Source organism: Pseudomonas sp. AC070 (assembly GCF_979258635.1).
The window spans coordinates 570,336-589,565 of sequence record NZ_OZ409871.1; the positions used below are offsets into that span (position 1 = coordinate 570,336).

Sequence of the window (19,230 nt, forward strand, 5' to 3'; positions counted from 1 at the left end):
CGGCTCGGGAAGCGAGCAGTTTAGAGGAACAGGCCGGGGCCGGGGCGGCTGCCTTCGGGGAATTTGACGCCGACCTTGCGAATCTTGTTCCCTTCCATGGCCGCTACGGTCCAGGTCAGGCCATTCCACTCCACTTGGTCGCCAATAACCGGCTCGCCGCCAATTTCGTGGGCGATAAAGCGCCCGAGCGGCATGCTGCCGTCCACCTCGCCGACTTTCAGGCCGTACAGCGCTGCAATGGCCGCCAGTTCGGCGTCGCCTTCGAGCACGAAGTCACCGAAGAAACGCAGGTCCAGGCCGCGTTTCGGCGCCTGGCTGAAGAGTTTGCCGAGGGCGGGCAGGTCGTGTTCGTGGCCGACTACGCAGAGCATGTCGCCGGCCTCAAGCGTGGTACTACCGGAGGGGTGCAGCAGCTCGGTGCCGCGAAACAAGGCGGCGATGCGCGTGCCGTCGGGCATATTCAGCTCGCGAAGGGCGGCGCCAATGCACCACTTTTCCGCGCCCAGGCGGTAAACGAACAGCTCCCACTGGCTGGTGGGATGCACTTCCAGCCCCGCGCGGGAAATGGGCGCTGGCTCCGGCGGAACCGTTACCCGCAGCCACTTCGCCACCCACGGTAAGCTGGTGCCCTGCACCACCAGCGACACCAGCACGATAAAAAACGCCAGGTTGAAGTACAGCTGCGCATGTTCCAGCCCGGCCATCAGTGGGAACACGGCGAGAATGATCGGCACCGCGCCGCGCAGGCCGACCCAGGCGATAAAGACTTTTTCGCGGTCGTGGAAGGCCTTGAACGGGAACAAGCCCACGGCCACCGACAGCGGCCGAGCGATCAGGATCATCCACAGTGCCAGGGCCAAGGCCGGCAGCGCGATGGGCAGTAAGTCGTGGGGCGTAACCAGCAAACCCAGCACCAAGAACATGCCGATCTGCGCCAGCCAGGCCAGGCCGTCGAGCATGTGCAGAATGCCGTGGCGCGAGCGAATCGCTTTGTTGCCCAGCACCAGGCCGCACAGGTACACGGCCAGAATGCCGCTGCCATGCAGGGCGTTGGTCAGGGCGAAGGTCAGCAGGCCGCCGCTGACCACCAGCAACGGGTACAAGCCGTGCGCCAAGTGAATGCGATTGACCAGCTTGAGCACCACCCAGCCACCGGCCAGGCCAACGACCGCACCGATGCCGAATTCGCGCAGCAGGTGCAGCAACAGGCCAAAGCCGAATTCATTTTCACCGCGGGCGAGCATGTCGATCAGCGTAACGGTGAGAAACACCGCCATGGGGTCGTTGCTACCGGATTCGATTTCCAGGGTAGCGTTTACCCGTTCGTTAAGGCCTTTCCCGCCGAGCAGGGAAAACACGGCAGCGGCGTCGGTGGAGCCAACAATCGCGCCCACCAACAAGCCCTGCACCAGGTTCAGGTTGAACAACCAGGCGGCGGCCATGCCGGTAAGCCCGGTGGTAATCAGCACGCCGACCGTGGCCATCGACAACGCCGGCGACAGCGCCACCCGGAAACTCGACACCCGTGTACGCAAACCGCCGTCCAGCAGAATGACCGCCAGCGCCAGGTTGCCGACCAAGTAGGAGAGGGGGTAGTTGCTGAAGCTGATGCCGCCAGGGCCGTCGACGCCGGCCATCATGCCAACCGCCAGGATAATGACCAGAATCGGGATGCCGAGACGCGACGAAAGCGAGCTCACCAAAATGCTCGCGCCTACCAGCAATGCGCCGATCAGGAACAGGCTATTGATGGCAGTGGCATCCAAAGGCGGAACTCCAGGTAAACGGGTTTAGATCGAAAATAGCTTAGAGCATGCACCAGGCATGCCAGACGATTCTAACCCGCGTTTTCCTGCGCCTGTCAAAAAAAAGCCCCGCGGTGCGGCGGGGCAATCCTTACTGACTCGGTTACGTTGCTTTTTGTAGGAGCGAGCTTGCTCGCGAAGCGGTGTCGGGCCGTTCGCCAGCAAGCTGGCTCCTACAAAATCAGAACGAGGCGTCCTTAGAACCAAGCATCCTGCATCGCCAAGCACGTATCGTCCTTGGCCTCCAGAATCGCCAGGTCATGGTGCATGCTTGGTACTTCCCAGGTCAGGAAGTAGCGCGCGGCTTGCAGTTTGCCGGTGTAGAAGTCGTGGTCCTGGGCGTTGCCTTTGGCCAGGCCTTCTTCGGCGCGAATGGCTTGTTCCAGCCAGCGCCAGCCGATAACCATGTGGCCGAACACTTTCAAGTACAGCGCCGAGTTGGCCAGGCTTTCGTTGACCTTGCCCTGCATCAGGTCGCCCAGCAGCGACAGGGTGACCGTCGACAGGCGCGACAACAGATGCTCCAGCGGCTCACGCAGGGCGTTGAGCGATGGATGCGCTTCGGCGCGCTGGCAGCAGGTTTGAATCAGCTTCACCAGTTGCTTGAGCGCCGCGCCGCCGTTCATCGAAACCTTGCGGCCCAGCAGGTCGAGGGACTGGATGCCGTAGGTGCCTTCGTGAATCGGGTTCAGGCGGTTGTCGCGGTAGTACTGCTCCACCGGGTATTCGCGGGTGTAGCCGTGGCCGCCGAGAATCTGGATCGCCAGTTCGTTGGCTTTCAGGCAGTAGTCCGATGGCCAGGATTTAACAATCGGCGTCAGCAGGTCGAGCAGTTCCAGCGCGGTTTTGCGCTCTTCTTCGGTGCTCAGGGTTTGCGTGTCGTCGAACAGGCGCGCGGCGTACAAGGCCAGGTCGAACGAGCCTTCCACGTAAGCTTTTTGGGTCAGCAACATGCGGCGCACGTCGGCGTGTTCGATGATCGCCACCTGCGCGGTGGTTGGGTCTTTGCCGTCGGGCAGGCGACCTTGTGGGCGCTGGCGGGCGTAGTCGAGCGAGTACAGATAACCGGCGTAGCCGAGCATGACCGCGCCCATGCCGACGCCGATGCGCGCCTCGTTCATCATTTGGAACATGTACGACAGACCGGCGTGCGGTTTGCCGACCAAATAGCCCACGCATTCGCCGTTATCGCCGAAGTTCAGCGCGGTGGAGGTGGTGCCACGCCAGCCCATCTTGTGGAACAGGCCAGCGAGAATCACGTCGTTGCGTTTGCCCAGCGAGCCGTCGTCGTTAACCAGGAACTTGGGCACGATAAACAGCGAAATGCCTTTTACACCGGGCGGGGCGTCGGGCAGCTTGGCCAGCACCATGTGCACGATGTTTTCCGACAGCGGATGGTCGCCACCGGAGATAAAGATTTTGTTGCCCTTGATCCGGTAGCTGCCATCGCCCGCCGGTTCAGCACGGGTGCGCAGGTCTGACAGGGAAGAGCCGGCGTGCGGCTCGGTAAGGGCCATGGTGCCGAAGAAGCGGCCGTCGATCATCGGCTGCAGGAAGCGCTGCTTTTGCTCTTCCGTGCCGAAGCTTTCGATCAGGTTGGCCGCGCCCATGGTCAGGAACGGGTACGAGGTGGTCGCCGCGTTGGCCGACTGGAAGTGGCAGAAGCAGGCTTGCGACAGCAGCGTCGGCAATTGCATGCCGCCGGCTTCGAAGTCGCGCGAGGCATTGAGAAAGCCCGCTTCGAGGAAGGCGTCGACCGCTGGTTTTACTTCCGGAATCAGCACCGCTGCGCCGTCCACGAACTGCGGCTCGTGCTCGTCGTTCTTGCGGCAGTGCGGCGCGAACAGGTTCTCGGCGATGCTGCGGGCGGTGTCGATGGCAGCATCGAAGGTTTCGCGGCTGTGCTCGGCGAAACGCTCGCGTTGGGTCAGGGCTTCGGCATCCAGCACTTCGTAGAGTTCGAAGGCCAGGTTACGGGAGCTGAGCAGAGTCTCGGACATGCGGCGTACCTGTTGTGATGGGACGATTTTATTCAACGTTGCCGGAGTCTATTGCGCGCGGCGGGCAGCGCCTAGCTTCATACAGGGGAGTGATAAAGCAGCAAAACCCAGTCGCCATGCGCACGGGGCGGGCTGGTAAACTTCGCCGCCTCAGCGCGCCCCGAGGACCTTCTCGCATGAACTACCGCCACGCCTTCCACGCCGGCAACCACGCCGATGTGCTCAAGCACCTGATCATCAGCCGCATCATTGCGCTGCTGGCGCGCAAGGAAGCACCGTTCGTGTGCCTCGACAGCCACGCCGGCCTGGGCTTGTACGACCTCAAGGGCGATGAAGCGAGCCGCACCGGTGAGTGGCTCGAAGGCATTGCCCGGCTGTGGAATGCCGACGACTTGCCGGCCAGCACCGACGATTACTTCGACGTGCTCAAGGCCATGAACCCCGACGGCGAGCTGCGCTATTACCCCGGTTCGCCCGAGCTGGCGCGCCAGCTCACCCGCGACCAGGACCGCGTACTGCTCAACGAAAAACACCCGCAAGACGGCCAGTTGCTCAAAGAAAACATGCGCGGCGACCGTCGCGTGGCTGTGCATCTGGGCGAAGGCTGGCATGTACCGCGCGCCTTGCTGCCGGTGGCCGAGAAGCGTGCGCTGCTGCTGATCGACCCACCGTTTGAGCAGAGCGACGAACTGGACCGCTGCGTCACCGCGCTGAACGAAAGCATAGGCCGCATGCGCCAGACCATCGTCGCCATCTGGTACCCCATCAAAGATGAACGCCAGCTCAAGCGTTTCTACCAAAGCCTGGGCAAATCCACCGCGCCGAAATTGCTGCGCGCCGAGCTGTTCGTGCACAGCCCGGACGACGCCACACGCCTGAGCGGCTCGGGGCTGGTGATTGCCAATGCGCCGTGGGGGTTGGAGGAGGAGCTGAAAGAACTGCTGCCGTGGCTGGCCAAGACCTTGGCGCAGAGCGAGGGGAATTGGCGGTTAGATTGGTTGATTGCGGAATAAGCGAACGCTGCGAGCGTCCGGTTGTTCGCGGGGGGATGAGAATCCGCCGTTATTTCGCCCGCTTCGGATCCACGTAGTAACTCACCTGCTGCCGCGGATTCAAATACTCGCGCGCCGCATCATCCAGCTCCGAGGCCCGCACGCTCTTGGCAATCGCCAGCTCGGGCTCCTGCTCCAGGTTGAGGATTAGCGCCTCGGTTTTCGGCACGTTCGGTTCATAGACGATCACCGTGGGTTTCAACGGCAACGTTGGGTGCATGCCGAGCACCAGGCCGAAGCGGCCGTCCTCAAGCTGCACCAGGCTGCCCGGCGGGTAAACGCCCATGCAGCGGATAAAGGCTTTCAGCGCCACCTGGTCGAAGCGTTCTTTGTATTGCTTGAACATCCGCGCCAGCGCTTCGTGGGGGCTGATGGCGTCGCGCGGGTTCTGCGGGTTGCAGAGGTTGTCGAAAAAGTTGGTGATGCTCACCACGCGGCTAAGGCGGCCAATGCCGGCTTCATGCAATTGGTTGGGGTAACCGCTGCCGTCGCAGTATTCGTGGTGCTCGGCAATGATGCGCAGCACGTCGTCGTCGAGCATCAGCTTCTGCCCACGGCGCCGGCCGAACTCGGTGTGCATCTGCAGAAACTGCAGCTCGGGGCGGTTCAGCGGTTCGGTTTTGAGCAGCACTTTGCTTGGCACGTCGATCTTGCCCATGTCGTGCAGCAGCGCGCCGAGGCCCAGGGAATGACAGGCCTCGCTGTCGTAGCCCAACTGGCGGCCGAGCATCATCGACAGCACCGTCACGTTCAGCGCATGGGAGTAGGCATCTTCAGCGGCCTTGCCGTTGATGCTGTGCAGCACCACGCCGTCCTCGGCCATCATGGTGCCAACCAATTCGCGCACCACTTCGCCGGCTTGTTTGAGCACATCTTCGGGGGCGCGGTGCAGGGTTTTGGTCAGTTCTTTGACCAGTTGGCTGGTGTGGATGAACTTGCGGTCCACCTCGGCCAGGCGCTTGCGCAGTTTGCTTAGCTTTACGGCGCGGGCCTGGGCGGCCAGCTCTTCGGCGCTGGGCGGCTGCGGCGCGGCGGGCGGCGCTTCAACGATGGGTGGCGGCAGTTCGTCCGGGTGCGGCAGCGGCTCGCAGTCGCTGCGTGCCGGGTCGTAACGCACACGCGGCAGGCCCAGCTGAAGCAGCGCGTCGAGCTGGGCCTGGTCTTTGATTTTGAAACTGCTGAAGGCGAAGTCGTGCTCCCACCAACCCAGGTCCAGTTGGACGAAGAGGCCGACGCACAGCTGTTCGGGCGCGATGTACTGTTTGCGGGAATCGGACATGCAAAGACTTAGGCTTGGGTCAATAAAGCCTAAGTCTAGCCGGCCTTTGCCGGCGAAGCAGCCTGCCTAATGGCTAACAGCCAGCTATTGCTTGTTGGCGCTCTTGCGGTTGACCTGTTCGGCAGCGTGGATGATGTCGGCACCAATCACGCTTTCGTACTGCTTCCAAACCGGCTGCATGGCCGCACGCCAGGTGCTGCGCTCTTGCTCGGTGAGGCTGATGAGGTGGGTTTTGCCCTGGCTCAACTGCTGGCGCGCGGCGACGTTCTGCTGCTCGGCGGCGTTGTTCACGGCAAAGGTCACTTCTTCGATGATGCCTTCCAGCTCAGTGCGCGTGGCATGCGGAATGGCGTACCAGAACTTGGTATTGGCCACCAACATGTAGTCGAGCACGCCGTGGTTGGTTTCGGTCATGTACGGCTGAAACGGCGCGTATTTCTGGCTGTACAGGTTCGACCAGGTGTTCTCGGTGCCTTGCACTTTGCCGTCTTGCATCGCTTGCAGTGTGGCGGCGAACGGCAGTTTTACCGGCGTGGCGCCAAGGGCGTTGAACTGGCTTTCGATCACGGGCGAGGGCTGAATGCGGAAGGCCAGGCCTTTAGCGTCGGCCGGATTGTTCAGCGCTTTGGTGGCCGACAACTGCTTCATGCCGTTGTGCCAATAAGCCAGGCCGGTGATGTTGTGTTCCTGCATGGCGCTGAGCAACTGACGGCCTTTGGCGCGTTGCTGGAAGCGGTCGACGGCAGCGAGGTCATCGAACAGGAACGGCAGGTCAAAAATCTGCAACTGCTTGTTGTACTCGCTGAACTTGGCCAGCGAGGGCGCGAGAATCTGCACCTTGTTGTCGCGCAAGGCTTGCAGCTCATCGGCGTCGCCAAACAGGCTGGAGTTGGGGTAAATCTCGACGGTGACTTTGCCGGCCAGGCGTTCTTCGGCGAGCTTTTTGAACAGCAGCGCGCCTTGGCCCTTGGGCGTGTCTTCAGCGACTACGTGGGAAAACTTGATGACGATTGGCGCGTCGTCGGCCAGCACGGCACTGGCGAAGCTCAATAACGCGGCGAAACCTACAACCAGGCGGCAGCGCCCGAGGGTTAACGTGTTCATGCGGACTCTCTCTTTTTTATAGGCGCTTGCGATGCGGCTGCGCGCGCAGCAACGGCGGAAACGGCTGGCAGAGAGTCATCCTACAAGTTGCGTATTACAGGCGCACTTAGACGTTCGCAAGGGCGTGAACCGGTCGTTGGTTGCAGCCACCAACGACCGATAGCCGGCCCGTTTTACAGCAAGCAAACCCCTGTGCCGCCCAGCCCGCAATAACCATTCGGATTCTTCGCCAGGTACTGCTGGTGATAGGCCTCAGCGTAGTAGAACGCCGGCGCTTCGATGATTTCCGTGGTGATGGCGCCAAAGCCGGCGGCTTCCAGTTGTTTCTGGAAGGCGGCCTGGGTGGTCAGTGCGGCATCGAGTTGCGCCGGGCTGGTGGCGTAAATGGCCGAGCGGTACTGGCTGCCCACATCATTGCCCTGACGCATGCCCTGGGTTGGGTTGTGTGCTTCCCAGAACACTTTCAACAGCGCCTCGTAACTGGTCACCTTCGGATCAAACACCACCAACACCACTTCGGTGTGGCCGGTCAGGCCCGAGCAGGTTTCGTCGTAAGTCGGGTTTGGCGTGTGACCACCGGCATAACCTGCCGCCGTGGAATAAACGCCCGGTTGCTGCCAGAAGCGCCGCTCGGCGCCCCAGAAACAGCCAAGGCCGAAAATTGCGGTTTCCATACCAGCAGGGAAGGGACCTTGCAGCGGGTTGCCGTTGACGAAGTGCTTCTCCGGCACGGGCATCGGGCTTTCACGGCCGGGCAGGGCTTGCTCGGCGGTTGGCAGGTCGAGCTTGTGGGCGAGAATTTGCGAACGCAGCACCATGGCAGGCTCCTGATGGGGGTTGATTGAAACGTAGCAGTTCCGCGTGGGTTTAGAGTCCGCTCGGGGCGAGACGTTACAGCCGATTCAGTTTTGCGGGCGACACGGGTAACGGCGCAGGCTGTCGAGCAGGTCGCGGCCGGGAATCGGGCGGTCGAACAAGTAACCCTGGCCGATATCGCATTTATGTCGGCGCAAGAAGCTCAGTTGAGCGGCTGTTTCGATGCCTTCGGCCACGACTTTGAGCTTGAGGTTGTGGGCCATGGCGATCACCGCAGAGGTGATTTCCATGTCGTCCTGATTTTCCGGGATGTCTTTGATAAAGCTGCGATCGATTTTGATCACGTCGATGGGGAATTTCTTCAGGTAGCTGAGCGACGAATAGCCGGTGCCGAAGTCATCCATGGCCAGGGTCAGGCCCAGGCTTTTCAAGCGATTGAGCTGCTGGCGCGTGTCGTCGGTGGCTTCCAGCAGCAGGCTTTCGGTCAGTTCCAGTTCCAACAAGTGCGGCGGCAGCAGCTCTTCCTGGAGGATGTCGGCAATCGAGCCCACCAGGTCGGGGTCGGAGAATTGCTTGGGCGACAGGTTGATCGCCACCTGAATGTCGCCCAGGCCGAGCGCGGCCAGCTGTTTGCTCATGCGGCAGGCCTGGCGCGCCACCCATTTGCCAATGGGAATAATCAGGCCGGTGTCTTCGGCCACGCTGATGAACTGGTCCGGGTTGATCATGCCTTTTTCCGGATGGTTCCAGCGCAGCAGCGCTTCCATGCCGGTGAGCTGGCCGGTGCGCAGGTCGAGCTTGGGTTGGTAGAACACCTCGAGTTCGTTCTGGGTCAGGGCGCGGCGCAGGTTGTTTTCCACGAACAGCTTGTAGTTGGCCTCGGCGTTCAGCGCTTCGGTGAACACCTGCACCTGGTGTTTGCCGTTGGCCTTGGCTTTATGCAGTGCCAGGCCCGCGTGCTTCATCAGGGTGTGGGAGTCCTGGCCATGCAGCGGCGCGCAGGCCAGGCCGACGGAACCGGTGACGCTGATTAGCTGATTGTCGACGAACAGCGGTTTATCCAGGGTTTGCAGCACTTGCCCGGCAATGCGCTGGCCTTCGGCGACGTCGCAGTTGTCCAGCAACACGGCAAATTCGTTACTTGCGAAACGCGCGAGGCTGTTGTTGGCGTTGAGGCTGTTGCGCAGGCGGCGGGCCAGGCTCATGAGCAGTTTGTCGCCGGTCTGGTGGCCGAGGCTGTCGTTGATGCGTTTGAAGTTGTCGATGTCCACCAGCAGCAAACTGGTGGGCTGCTCGCTGTTGCGCGAGAAGCGCTCTTCCATGCTGCGGATAAAGGCTGGGCGGTTGCCGAGGCGGGTGAGGTTGTCGGTGTAGGCCAGGCGCTCGATGCGCTGCTGGGCGAGTTTGCTCTGGGTGATGTCTTCGTAAATGCCGATGTAATGGGTCAGCTCGCCGGCGCCGCCGTACACCTTGGAAATCGACAGGTGCCCCCAGTAGGGTTCCAGGCTTTTGCGCCGGCTGCGGAATTCGCCGTTCCAGCTGTTTTGCTGGGCCAGGTTGGAATGGGCGTCGAACAGCAGGTCGCTGAGATTCGCCAGCGCCGGTAAGTCGGACAAGCGCCGGCCTTGCACTTCTTCCGGGCTGAACTGGGTGATGGCGGTGAAGCTCGGGTTGACGTACTCGACGATGCCTTCGCGGTCGATCAGCAAAAAGGCGCTGGCGCTTTGCTCGACGGCGCGACGGAACAGCTGCAGTTCACTGCTGGCGCTGCGTCGCTGCTGGTTGACCAGCGCATGGGCGAACTGGTCGGCGAGCTCGCCGGCAAAAGCAATTTCATCAGCCTGCCACACACGCTCGGTGCCCACGTGTTCCAGGCACAACACCGCCACCACTTCACCGGCCACGCGTACGCTGGCATCGAGCATGGCGCTGACGCCACGGGGCAGCAGGTGGGTTTCAGCCAGCTCACGGGTGCGTGGGTCGCGCATGGCGCTGTGGGCATCGATGGCGCGGCCGCTATGGAGGGCGGCGAGGTAGTGGGGGTATTTGCTGGCGTTGATTGGGGTGGGCAGTTCGTGTTGGCCGATGTCGGTGCTGTACATCGTGACCGGTTCGAGCTGTTCCTGGCGCAGGTACCAGAGGCTGGCACGGGCGACACTGAAGGTCTCGCAGGCGGCCTTGGTAATCAGCTGCGCGGCCTCGAACACCTGGTTGTCCGAGCTGTAACGGTGGCGCGCCAGGCGCACGATCATGCTCTGCTGGGCGCGGCTGCGAACCAGGTGCTGAAGGTGTTCTTCTTGGGAGCGTTGGTACAGTTCGAGGGAGGCTTGCAGGCGGTTGTTCTGGATTTGCAGTTCTGACTGCTGCGGCTGGCGGTCGGGGAACAGTGGCTCGTCGGCCGGCAATATATAGCCGCGCAACAGTTGGCGGCCGTGCTGCTTGAAGGCTTCACCCAATTCCACCAGATGCAGCATGCCGATGGGGGTGTGCAGCTTGTAGTGCACTTTGTAGTGCGGGCTGTCTTTGAGTTGCAGTTGGATGGTGTCGTGCAACTGGTAGCGTTCTTCCGGCTCCATGAGGCTGGCGTAGGGCGAACCCACCAGGCCACAAAGCTCACCGGCAGCGAGGCCTAATTGGGTCTCGCACGCGGCGTCTAAAAACAGAAGAGTCCAGCTCGCCTCATTAAGCCGCTCGAAACGCAACATGCCAAGCCGTGAAGGCACTGGCAACTGCGTCACAACCTCGACCGCCGGACGGCTGGCGGCATCGGTATGGCTTTTCATCGGGAGACTCGCTTCCAGTATGCTGAACGAGTGGCTCAGGGCCACTTCATCGGTAAGGGTGCATCATGCGAACAAGACTGACAAGGCGGCTGGGAATATTGCCTGCAATCGCTGTGGTATTGCTCGCCGCGTCTAGCGCGCAGGCGGCAGAGCCAGAGGCAGAGTTAAGTGGTGCCGAACAGGCACGCTACCTCAATGAATTAAAGAAGCTCTACCTCACCAGCGACGAGCGCCAAGCGTTGTTGGCGCAGAGCAACGAACTGCTCGATACGTATGCCGTGCGCGCAGCATTTCAGGTCGGACAGGCCGAGCGTCGCGACCAGGTGTACCAACTCAGCGTAGGTGCGCCAGGTGAACTGCTGATCCAGCAGAAAACCCGCGAAGCCGAAGGGGTAAACGTGGCCGTGCGCAATCAGCGGCTCGAGGTGTTTGGTGTCGATCCGTACATCAAATACGAGTGCCTGCCGAGCGAGCAGGTCTGCACCTTGAAAAACCCTCAGGACGGCAGCCCATGGCTAACCATTCGCCGTGACCACCAAGGCGCGGCGCAGTTGGCCAAGGCGTTGTCGTTTCTGCTGCGCAATATGCAGAAGGGCTGATCTTCACGCCTTTACACGGTCGTCCCCGCGAAGGCGGGGACCCAGAATCTTGCGTTGATACGCAATGTTTGTCCCATCCAGAATTCTGGATTCCCGCCTGCGCGGGAATGACGGTGGGCTTCATTAGGTTTCTGTCTCCGCCAAAAAACACGCAAAAAAAACCCCGCCAAACGGCGGGGCTGAGGTACGAGCGTGGCATGCCCGAAAGTGTGAAACGTTGAAGCCTTACAGCAGCATGGTGCGGATGTCGCCCAGCACGTCGCTCAGACGTTTGGTGAAGCGAGCGGCAGCCGCGCCGTTGATCACGCGGTGGTCGTAAGACAACGACAGCGGCAGCATCAGTTTCGGCTGGAACGCTTTACCGTCCCACACCGGCTGCATGGTGGCCTTGGAGACCCCGAGAATCGCCACTTCCGGCGCGTTGACGATCGGCGTGAAGCCGGTGCCGCCAATGTGGCCGAGACTGGAAATGGTGAAGCAGGCGCCTTGCATGGCGTCGGCCGAGAGCTTCTTGGTGCGCGCTTTTTCCGCCAGTTCAGCGGCTTCGGCAGCCAGTTGCAGCAAGCTCTTTTTGTCGACGTCTTTGATGACGGGCACCAGCAGGCCATCCGGTGTGTCGACGGCGAAGCCGATGTTGACGTATTTCTTGCGGATGATCGCTTTGCCAGACGGCGCCAGCGAACTGTTGAAGTCCGGCAGTTCCTTGAGCAAGTAAGCGCAAGCTTTAAGCAGCAGCGGCAGTACGGTGAGTTTGACGCCCGCTTTCTCGGCCACGGCTTTCTGCGCAATGCGGAAAGCTTCCAGCTCGGTGATGTCGGCGGAGTCGAATTGAGTCACGTGCGGCACGTTGAGCCAGCTGCGGTGCAGGTTGGTGGCGCCAACTTGCATCAGGCGCGTCATCGGCACTTCTTCAATTTCACCAAAGCGGCTGAAATCAACCTCCGGAATCGGCGGAATGCCCGCGCCACCGGTCGCGCCGGCAGCCGGTGCTTCCTTGGCCTTCTGCATCATGGCTTTGACGTAAACCTGCACGTCTTCTTTGAGCACACGACCGTGCGGACCGCTGGCGGTTACCGCGCTCAGCTCAACGCCAAATTCACGAGCCAGCTGACGTACAGCCGGGCCGGCGTGGGTTTTGGCGCCGTCTTTGGCTGGCGCTGCCGGGGCAGCCGGTGCGGCCTCGGCTTTGGCTGGTGCAGCGGCAGGAGCGGGCGCGGCTTCGGCTTTGGCGGCCGGAGCAGCGGCCGGCGCTGCTGCTGGAGCAGGCGCGGCAGCCGGTGCAGCGCCTGCCACTTTCAGCTTGAGGATCGGGTCGCCGGTACCGACTTCGTCGTCCAGCTTCACGCTCAGGCTTTCCACTACGCCGGCAGCCGGCGAGGGGATTTCCATGCTGGCTTTGTCGGATTCCAGCACCAGCAACGACTGATCGGCTTCAACCGTGTCACCGACCTTTACCAGCAGCTCGATGATTTTGGCTTTGCCCGAGGAACCGATGTCCGGAACGTTGATGTCCTGAACCGAACTGCTGGCCGCCGCTGCCGGAGCAGCAGGCGCCGGGGCAGGGTCGGCGGCTTTGGCAGGCTCGGCAGCCGGAGCGGCTTCAGCCTTAGCCGCTGGTTCGGCAGCGGCTGGCGCTGCTTCGGCGCCTTCCACTTCCAGTTCCAGCAACTCATCGCCTTCTTTCAGGCGATCGCCGAGTTTGACCTTGAGGCTTTTCACCACGCCGGCTTTGGGCGCGGGAATTTCCATGCTGGCTTTGTCCGACTCGAGGGTCAGCAGGCTTTGATCGGCTTCAATGCGATCACCTACCTTGACCATCAATTCGATGACTTCACCCTCGCCACTGCCAATGTCGGGCACGCGGATTAATTCACTCATCGTTGTGCTCCCTTAGCAGTCCAGTGGGTTGAGTTTTTCGGGGTTGATGCCGAACTTGACGATGGCCTCGGCCACCACTTTCGGTTCGATATCGCCGCGATCTGCCAGAGCTTCCAGAGCGGCCAGCACCACGAAGTGACGGTCGACTTCGAAGAAGTGACGCAGCTTCTTGCGGCTGTCGCTACGGCCGAAACCGTCGGTGCCCAACACTTTGTATTCCTTGACCGGCACCCACTGACGAATCTGCTCAGCGAACAGCTTCATGTAGTCGGTGGAGGCGATGACCGGACCCTTACGGCCGCCCAGGCATTCTTCGACGTAGGTTTTCTTCGGCTTCTGGCCAGGCTTCAGGCGGTTGCTGCGCTCAACGGCAAGGCCGTCGCGACGCAGCTCGTTGAAGCTGGTGACGCTCCAGACATCAGCGCCGATGTTGAACTCCTCGCGCAGAATTTTCGCCGCTTCACGCACTTCACGCAGGATGGTGCCCGAACCGAGCAACTGCACGTGATGCGCCGCGTCGCGCTTGTCTTCTTCAAGCAGGTACATGCCCTTGACGATGCCTTCTTCCACGCCGGCCGGAATGGCGGGCTGGGCGTAGGACTCGTTCATCACGGTGATGTAGTAGAAGACGTCCTGTTGCTCTTCGGTCATCTTCTTCATGCCGTCCTGAATGATCACCGCCAGCTCGTAGCCGTAGGTGGGGTCATAGGTGCGGCAGTTCGGAATGGTGCCGGCCAGCATGTGGCTGTGACCGTCTTCGTGCTGCAGGCCTTCACCGTTCAGGGTAGTACGGCCAGCGGTGCCGCCAATCAGGAAGCCACGGGTGCGGCTGTCGCCAGCTGCCCAGGCCAGGTCGCCAATACGCTGGAAGCCGAACATCGAGTAGAAGATGTAGAACGGCAGCATCGGCTGGTTGTGGCTGGAGTACGAAGTACCGGCGGCGATAAACGACGACATGGCGCCGGCTTCGTTGATGCCTTCCTCGAGAATCTGGCCCTTCTTGTCTTCGCGGTAGAACATCACCTGGTCTTTATCCACCGGCTCGTAGAGCTGGCCGACCGAGGAGTAGATACCGAGCTGACGGAACATGCCTTCCATACCGAAGGTACGGGCTTCGTCCGGGATGATCGGCACGATGCGCTGACCGATTTCCTTGTCTTTCACCAGCTGCGACAGGATGCGCACGAAAGCCATGGTGGTGGAGATTTCGCGGTCGCCGCTGCCGTCCAGAATGGCCTTGAGGCTTTCCAGTGGCGGGGTCGGAATGCTGAAGCTCTTGGCGCGACGCTGCGGCACAAAACCGCCCAGTGCTGAACGACGCTCGCTGAGGTAGCGGGCTTCGGCACTGCCGGGTTCCGGTTTGAAGAACGGCAGGTTTTCCAGCTCTTCGTCTTTGACCGGAATATCGAAGCGGTCGCGGAATTTCTTCAGGCTATCGACATCGACTTTCTTGGTGTTGTGCGCGGTGTTCTTGGCTTCGCCAGCACCGGTGCCGTAACCCTTGATGGTCTTGGCCAAAATGACGGTTGGCTGCTCTTTATGATTAACCGCCTGGTGGTAGGCCGCGTACACCTTGTACGGGTCGTGACCGCCACGGTTGAGCTTCCAGATTTCGTCGTCGGAAAGGTCGGCAACCATCGCCTTGAGTTCTGGCGAGTTGAAGAAGTGTTCGCGTACGAACGCGCCGTCTTTGGCTTTGTAGTTCTGGTACTCGCCGTCGATGACTTCGTCCATACGGCGTTGCAGGATGCCGTCGGTGTCTTTGGCCAGCAGTGGATCCCAGAAGCGGCCCCAGACCACTTTGTTCACGTTCCACTGGGCGCCGCGGAACACGCCTTCGAGTTCCTGAATGATCTTGCCGTTACCGCGCACTGGGCCGTCGAGGCGCTGCAGGTTGCAGTTGATGACGAAGATCAGGTTGTCGAGTTTTTCGCGGCCAGCCAGGGAAATGGCGCCGAGCGATTCCGGCTCGTCGCACTCGCCGTCGCCCATGAAACACCAGACTTTCTGCTTGCCAGCCGGAATGAAGCCACGGCTTTCCAGGTATTTCATAAAGCGTGCTTGGTAGATCGCCTGAATCGGGCCAAGGCCCATGGATACAGTCGGGAACTGCCAGAAATCGGGCATCAGCCATGGGTGCGGGTACGACGACAGGCCGTTACCGTCCACTTCCTGGCGGAAGTTGTTCATCTGGTCTTCGCTGATGCGGCCTTCCATGAAGGCGCGGGCGTAAACGCCTGGCGAGGCGTGGCCCTGGAAGTAAATAAGGTCGCCGCCGTGTTCGTCGGTCGGGGCCTGGAAGAAGTAGTTGAAGCCGATGTCGTACAGCGTGGCGCTGGAGGCGAAGCTGGAGATGTGGCCGCCCAGGTCCGAATCGCGCAGGTTGGTGCGCATCACCATCGCCAGGGCGTTCCAACGTACCAACGAGCGAATGCGGCGTTCCATGAACAGGTCGCCAGGCATGCGTGCTTCGTGGGTCACGGGGATGGTGTTGCGGTACGGCGTGGTGATGGCGTAGGGCAGTTGCGCACCGCTGCGGGTGGCCAGTTCGCCCATACGGGTCATCAGGTAATGAGCACGGTCTTCACCTTCACGGTCTAGGACGGATTCAAGCGCGTCCAGCCATTCCTGGGTTTCGACGGGATCGAGGTCTTGCATGGCTTGCTCCATGGCGGAAAGGCTTCCAGAATCGAAAACCTTGTGTTCGTTGCCGGCCTTTTGGGCGGGCACGTGAATTCTTGGATTTACCGGAGGTAGGACCGGCCGCGTGTAGTTTTACTACAAATCGACGGAGGTTTCAGCCCTTGGGACACATTCTTTAGTAGTAAAACTACATTGTGTACACATTACAACGCAAAAATCGCGACAATCCGGGGCTCTCAGCGGTTTGTATGTGATAGCAGATCAAACAGGATAGATCATGAACCTGCCGCCGCTCGTCGCCCTGCCGCCCGCCCTTATTTCTTTCGTCCAACGCGCTGACCAATCGTTCCGCACCGCCCTTGGCGAAGCAGCGGGGCAGTTCGATGCCTGGCCCGTAGAGCGCGTGGAGGCGTTCAAACGTGTGGTTGGCGCCAGCGATTTCGTCAGCGAGCAAGCCGCCCGTGATCCGCACATGCTGCTGGCCCTGGCCGAAAGCGGTGAGCTGGAGCGGCCGCTGCAACCGGGCGAGTTGCGCGCGCAAATGGCCGAGGCCGTAAATGCCTGCAGCGACGAAGCGCAATTGGGTCACGTGCTGCGCCGCCTGCGTAATCGTCAGCAAGTGCGGATCATCTGGCGCGACGTCAACCGCCTGGCCGACCTGGCGCAAACCTGTCGCGATCTCTCCGACCTGGCCGACGCCAGCATCGACCTCACCTATCAATGGTTGTACCCGCGTCACTGCGAACAATTCGGCACACCCATGGGCGGGCGCAGCGGCGAGCCGCAGCACATGGTGGTGCTGGGCATGGGCAAGTTGGGTGCGGTGGAGTTGAACCTCTCGTCCGACATCGACCTTATTTTCGCCTACCCCGAAGGCGGCGAAACCGAAGGCGTGAAGCGCTCGCTGGATAATCAGGAATTCTTTATCAAACTCGGCCAGCGGCTGATCAAAGCGCTGGATGCCATCACCGTCGATGGCTTCGTCTTCCGCGTCGACATGCGCCTGCGCCCCTACGGATCAGCCGGTTCGCTGGTGTTCAGCTTTAACGCGCTGGAGCAGTACTACCAAGACCAGGGCCGCGACTGGGAACGCTACGCCATGATCAAGGCACGCGTGGTTGGCGGCGACCAAGCCGCAGGCGCGCAGTTGCTCGACCTGCTGCGCCCCTTCGTTTACCGCCGTTACCTCGACTTTTCCGCCATCGAAGCGTTGCGCGCGATGAAGCTGTTGATTCAGCAGGAAGTGCGGCGCAAAGGCATGGCCGACAACATCAAGCTCGGCTCCGGCGGTATTCGCGAGGTTGAGTTCATCGCCCAGGCCTTCCAGCTGATCCACGGCGGCCGCGACCTCAGCCTGCAACAACGGCCGCTATTAAAGGTACTGAAGACACTGGAAGGGCAGGGCTACTTGCCACCTGCCGTGGTCGCCGAAATGCGCGACGGCTACGAATTCCTGCGTTACACCGAGCACGCCATCCAGGCCATCGCCGACCGCCAGACGCAAATGCTGCCGGACAACGACGAAGACCGGGCCCGCGTCGCCTTCATCATGGGCTTCGACACCTGGGCCGCGTTCCACGAGCGCCTGATGTATTGGCGCGAGCGCATCGCCTGGCACTTCGGGCAGGTGATTGCCGACCCGGATGAAGACGAAAACGGCGAGGCCGATCTGTGCGTGGGCAGCGAGTGGCTGCCCCTGTGGGAAGACGGGCTGGACGAGGAGAGCGCCTGCCGTCAACTGGCCGACGCCGGGTTCAGCGACGCGGCCGCCGCGCTGCACCGCCTGGCCGGCCTGCGCAACGGCAATCAGGTGCGCGCCATGCAGCGGCTGGGTCGCGAACGGTTGGACGCCTTTATTCCGCGTCTGCTGGCCCAGGCCGTTGAGCATGAAAACCCCGACCTGGTGCTGGAGCGTGTGCTGCCGCTGATTGAAGCGGTGGCGCGCCGTTCGGCCTACTTGGTGCTGCTCACCGAAAACCCCGGCGCGTTGCAGCAACTCTTGACCCTGTGCGCGGCGAGCCCGTGGATTGCCGAGCAGATCAGCCGCTTCCCGCTGCTGCTGGACGAGTTGTTGAATGAAGGCCGCCTGTTCAAGCCGCCCTTGGCGCCGGAACTGGCCGCCGAATTGCGTGAGCGCCTGACGCGCATTCCGGAAGACGATCTGGAACAGCAAATGGAAGCCCTGCGCCATTTCAAACTGGCGCACCGGCTGCGCGTGGCGGCGTCGGAAATCTCTGGGGCGCTGCCATTAATGAAGGTGAGTGATTACCTGACATGGTTGGCCGAAGCGATTCTTGAACAAGTGCTGGCACTCGCCTGGCGGCACACGGTGGCCAAGCACGGCACGCCGCAGCGCGCAGACGGTGGGTTGTGCGATCCGGATTTCATCATCGTTGGGTACGGCAAAGTCGGCGGCATCGAACTCGGCCACGGCTCGGACCTGGATCTGGTGTTTATCCACGATGGCGACCCGCAGGCGGAAACCGACGGCGCCAAGCCCATCGATGGCGCGCAGTTCTTCAACCGCTTGGGGCAACGCATCATTCACTTGCTCACCGCGCAGACCAACTCCGGCCAGTTGTATGAAGTGGACATGCGTTTGCGTCCCTCTGGCGCGGCGGGTTTGTTGGTCAGTTCGTTAGGCGCGTTCGAGCGCTATCAAGCGAACGAAGCCTGGACCTGGGAGCACCAGGCACTGGTGCGTGCGCGGGTGTTGGTTGGCAGCGAACGGGTGGGCAAAGCCTTTGAAGCGGTGCGTGCGCACGTGCTCGGCCGCAACCGCGATCTGGACAAGCTGCGCGTTGAAGTCAGCGAGATGCGCGCCAAGATGCGCGACAACCTGGGCAGCAAGCAAACCGCCGCCGGCACCGCCGCAAATGCCTTCGAAGCCGCTGCGCCGTTCGATCTCAAGCAGGATGCCGGTGGTATCGTCGATATTGAATTTATGGTGCAATACGCGGCCTTGGCTTGGTCCGGCGCGTATCCGCCGCTGTTGCAGTACACCGACAACATTCGCATTCTGGAAGGCCTTGAACGCCTGGGCTTGATGCCCGCAGCCGATGTCACGCTGCTGCAGGAAATCTACAAAGCCTACCGCTCCGCCTCGCACCGCCTGGCATTGCAAAAGCAGCCTGGCACCGTCAGCGGCGAGCAATTCCAGCATGAACGCCAGGCAGTGATGCGCGTCTGGCGCGAATTGGGGCTCAGTTGAAACGCCCCGCAGCGGCACAACCGAATCAAGCGAACCGAACCCTTATTTCTCGTATTTCAA

The 19,230-nt window shown here is 61.5% G+C and carries 11 protein-coding genes; 3 read left to right on the top strand and 8 right to left on the bottom strand.

The features are described 5' to 3' along the window. Positions 1-20: 20 nt before the first annotated feature. Complete coding sequence (locus tag ACZZ0Q_RS02430) at positions 21-1,766, bottom strand: potassium/proton antiporter (protein ID WP_463540205.1); 1,746 nt, start codon at positions 1,764-1,766, stop codon at positions 21-23. A gap of 236 nt (positions 1,767-2,002) precedes the next feature. Further along, entirely contained in the window at positions 2,003-3,805 is a 1,803-nt protein-coding gene (locus ACZZ0Q_RS02435; RefSeq protein WP_463560258.1) for an acyl-CoA dehydrogenase, read from the bottom strand. A gap of 176 nt (positions 3,806-3,981) precedes the next feature. Between ACZZ0Q_RS02435 and ACZZ0Q_RS02440 the strand changes: the two genes are divergently transcribed. Continuing rightward, positions 3,982-4,818 carry a 23S rRNA (adenine(2030)-N(6))-methyltransferase RlmJ gene (locus tag ACZZ0Q_RS02440; RefSeq protein WP_122493286.1) on the top strand — a complete coding sequence of 279 codons (837 nt, stop codon included), beginning with the start codon at positions 3,982-3,984 and terminating at the stop codon, positions 4,816-4,818. 49 nt (positions 4,819-4,867) lie between these two features. Here ACZZ0Q_RS02440 and ACZZ0Q_RS02445 read toward each other — a convergent pair whose 3' ends face one another. From ACZZ0Q_RS02445 to ACZZ0Q_RS02460, 4 genes are all read right to left on the bottom strand, one after another. Continuing rightward, positions 4,868-6,136, bottom strand: a complete 1,269-nt coding sequence (locus ACZZ0Q_RS02445) for an HD-GYP domain-containing protein (RefSeq protein WP_463540204.1) — start codon at positions 6,134-6,136, stop codon at positions 4,868-4,870. Between the two features lie 84 nt (positions 6,137-6,220). After that, the gene (locus tag ACZZ0Q_RS02450) at positions 6,221-7,240 is read right to left on the bottom strand and encodes a TRAP transporter substrate-binding protein (RefSeq protein ID WP_463540203.1); all 1,020 of its coding nucleotides are present in this window, start codon (positions 7,238-7,240) and stop codon (positions 6,221-6,223) included. Between the two features lie 173 nt (positions 7,241-7,413). After that, entirely contained in the window at positions 7,414-8,058 is a 645-nt protein-coding gene (gene msrA / locus ACZZ0Q_RS02455; RefSeq protein ID WP_463540202.1) for a peptide-methionine (S)-S-oxide reductase MsrA, read from the bottom strand. An 84-nt stretch (positions 8,059-8,142) separates the two neighbouring features. Continuing rightward, positions 8,143-10,839 (bottom strand): putative bifunctional diguanylate cyclase/phosphodiesterase, encoded by a 2,697-nt coding sequence (locus ACZZ0Q_RS02460; RefSeq protein WP_463540201.1) that lies wholly within the window; start codon positions 10,837-10,839, stop codon positions 8,143-8,145. A 107-nt stretch (positions 10,840-10,946) separates the two neighbouring features. Between ACZZ0Q_RS02460 and ACZZ0Q_RS02465 the strand changes: the two genes are divergently transcribed. Beyond that, positions 10,947-11,438: a hypothetical protein gene (locus tag ACZZ0Q_RS02465; RefSeq protein WP_463542251.1), complete on the top strand. Its 492-nt coding sequence runs from the start codon at positions 10,947-10,949 to the stop codon at positions 11,436-11,438. Positions 11,439-11,663: 225 nt separating this feature from the next. Here the strand turns inward: ACZZ0Q_RS02465 and aceF are convergent, their stop codons facing one another. Both aceF and aceE read right to left on the bottom strand, forming a co-directional pair. Then, on the bottom strand, positions 11,664-13,316 hold the full coding sequence (gene aceF / locus ACZZ0Q_RS02470; RefSeq protein WP_122493281.1) for a dihydrolipoyllysine-residue acetyltransferase: 1,653 nt from the start codon (positions 13,314-13,316) through the stop codon (positions 11,664-11,666). Positions 13,317-13,328: 12 nt separating this feature from the next. Further along, positions 13,329-15,974, bottom strand: coding sequence for a pyruvate dehydrogenase (acetyl-transferring), homodimeric type (gene aceE, locus ACZZ0Q_RS02475; protein ID WP_463540200.1), 2,646 nt, complete (start codon positions 15,972-15,974; stop codon positions 13,329-13,331). Positions 15,975-16,236: 262 nt separating this feature from the next. Between aceE and glnE the strand changes: the two genes are divergently transcribed. Then, on the top strand, positions 16,237-19,170 hold the full coding sequence (glnE, locus tag ACZZ0Q_RS02480; RefSeq protein ID WP_463540199.1) for a bifunctional [glutamate--ammonia ligase]-adenylyl-L-tyrosine phosphorylase/[glutamate--ammonia-ligase] adenylyltransferase: 2,934 nt from the start codon (positions 16,237-16,239) through the stop codon (positions 19,168-19,170). Positions 19,171-19,230: the final 60 nt, after the last annotated feature.